2 protein-coding genes are annotated in these 1,866 nt (G+C 46.7%); one reads left to right on the top strand and one right to left on the bottom strand.

Annotated features, from left to right (window positions below; genetic code table 11):
- Nucleotides 1-133: 133 nt before the first annotated feature.
- Nucleotides 134-796 carry a c-type cytochrome gene (locus B7Y67_RS16740; protein ID WP_293599598.1) on the top strand — a complete coding sequence of 221 codons (663 nt, stop codon included), beginning with the start codon at nucleotides 134-136 and terminating at the stop codon, nucleotides 794-796.
- A 92-nt stretch (nucleotides 797-888) separates the two neighbouring features.
- Here the strand turns inward: B7Y67_RS16740 and lysA are convergent.
- Nucleotides 889-1,866 (bottom strand): diaminopimelate decarboxylase (gene lysA / locus B7Y67_RS16735; RefSeq protein ID WP_293599597.1); only part of this gene is annotated, 978 nt, incomplete at its 5' end.

The raw sequence follows: 1,866 nt of genomic DNA, 5'->3' as shown, positions 1-1,866 counted from the left end.
GGTAAAAGGTTGTAAAAGTAGGGCCCAAACACTTTTAGGAATTTTTGCCAAGGTAAACATAATGCGTCAAACCTCTCAAATCTCCAAATTAACTAGCGTCAGCGCTAGCCTAGCCGCTGGCTTAGTTCTGGCAATGACCAGCTTCTCCGGCGTAGTTAATGCTGCAGATGCTGCTACTGCGGCTGCCCCAATGGCGGAAGCTGCTGCTAAGCCGGTTGTTCCAGGTAAGCCAAAAGTCGATCCAGCAGCTGGCGAAGCGCTTTACTCTAACGGTGATGCTAGCCGTGGCGTGACAGCCTGCTTGACTTGCCATGGCCCTAAAGGCCAGAGTGCAACAGCAACTTGGCCTAAGTTGTCTGCTCAGCATGCCGCTTACACTACAAAGCAGTTAAAGAACTTTAAGGATGGCACACGTGCTAATCCAGTCATGATGGGAATGGTTGCCACCTTGACTGAGCAAGATATGAACAATATTTCTGCTTATTTGGCTAAACAGCCAGTATCACAGGGTGTCGCTCAAAATAAAGACACGATTGAATTGGGTCAAAGTATCTATCGTGGTGGTATCGCCGCTAAGGGCGTTCCAGCATGTGCAGCCTGCCATAGCCCAACTGGCGCCGGTATTCCAGCGCAGTATCCACGTATGGGTGGCCAATGGGCTGAGTACAACGCAGCTCAGTTGCTAGCATTCCGCGAAGGTACTCGTAAGAATAGTACGCAGATGACTACGATTGCTACTAAGCTTTCTGATCAAGAAATGAAGGCTGTTGCTGATTACATGGCAGGCTTGCATTAATTGAACATTCAGTAAAAACAAAAACCCCGCGATTGCAGCGGGGTTTTTTATTGCCTAGAAATTTACCAGGCCCAATAAATTATTAATTAAATTTAGTTTGGCAAGATAGTTTCGCTAGCAAAAAGATCAGCAACATTTTCGCGCGCACGAATAAGGTATGCATTTTTTCCATCAACCATAATTTCTGCAGGCTTAGGTCTGGTGTTGTAATTTGATGCCATAACAAAGCCATATGCGCCTGCTGACAGAATAGCCAATAGATCACCTTCTTCAACAGCAAGCTCACGATCTCTTCCAAGCCAGTCACCAGATTCGCATACGGGTCCAACGATGTCATAGGTGGAGCTTGAAACTTGTTTAGTTTGCACTGGAACAATGCCGTGATACGCCTCGTAGAGAGCGGGGCGCATTAACTCTGTCATTGCTGCATCCACAATGCAAAAGTTTTTCTCAGCACCGGGCTTGAGGTACTCCACTTGAGTCAAGAGTACGCCGGCATTGCCTACCAAGGACCTGCCAGGCTCCAAGACTACATCGAGATGAGCAAAGCCACGCTCTGCAACGCGATTGAGTAAGGTGTTGGTGAACTCAGTAATGTCGGGTGGGTTGTCGTCGCCGTAAGAGATGCCAAGACCGCCGCCTAAATCAAGATGATGAATCTCAATACCTTCTTTTTTCAATTGGGTTACTAACTCAAGAACCTTATCAAGCGCATCAAGGTAGGGCGCGGTTGTAGTGATTTGGGAGCCAATATGGCAGTCAATACCGACCACATCAATTTGTGAAAGCAAAGCAGCTTCACGATAAGTTTTTAGAACCTCGTGATAGGCGATACCAAATTTATTTCCTTTTAATCCAGTAGAAATATAAGGATGAGTTTGAGCATCCACATCGGGATTTACGCGTAAAGAAATTGGGGCGCGGCAATTCAGCTTAGTCGCAACACGATTAATTTGGTGGAGCTCTGCAATCGATTCCACATTGATGCATTTAACACCAGCCTCTAATGCCTGTGCAATTTCGGAGGCAGATTTGCCGACACCTGCGAATACCAAACTCTTTGGATCTGC

The sequence above is a fragment of the Polynucleobacter sp. 35-46-11 genome, from assembly GCF_002281105.1.
Note: the sequence above shows the minus strand (reverse complement) of the source record. Positions and strands in the feature narration are given on the sequence as shown.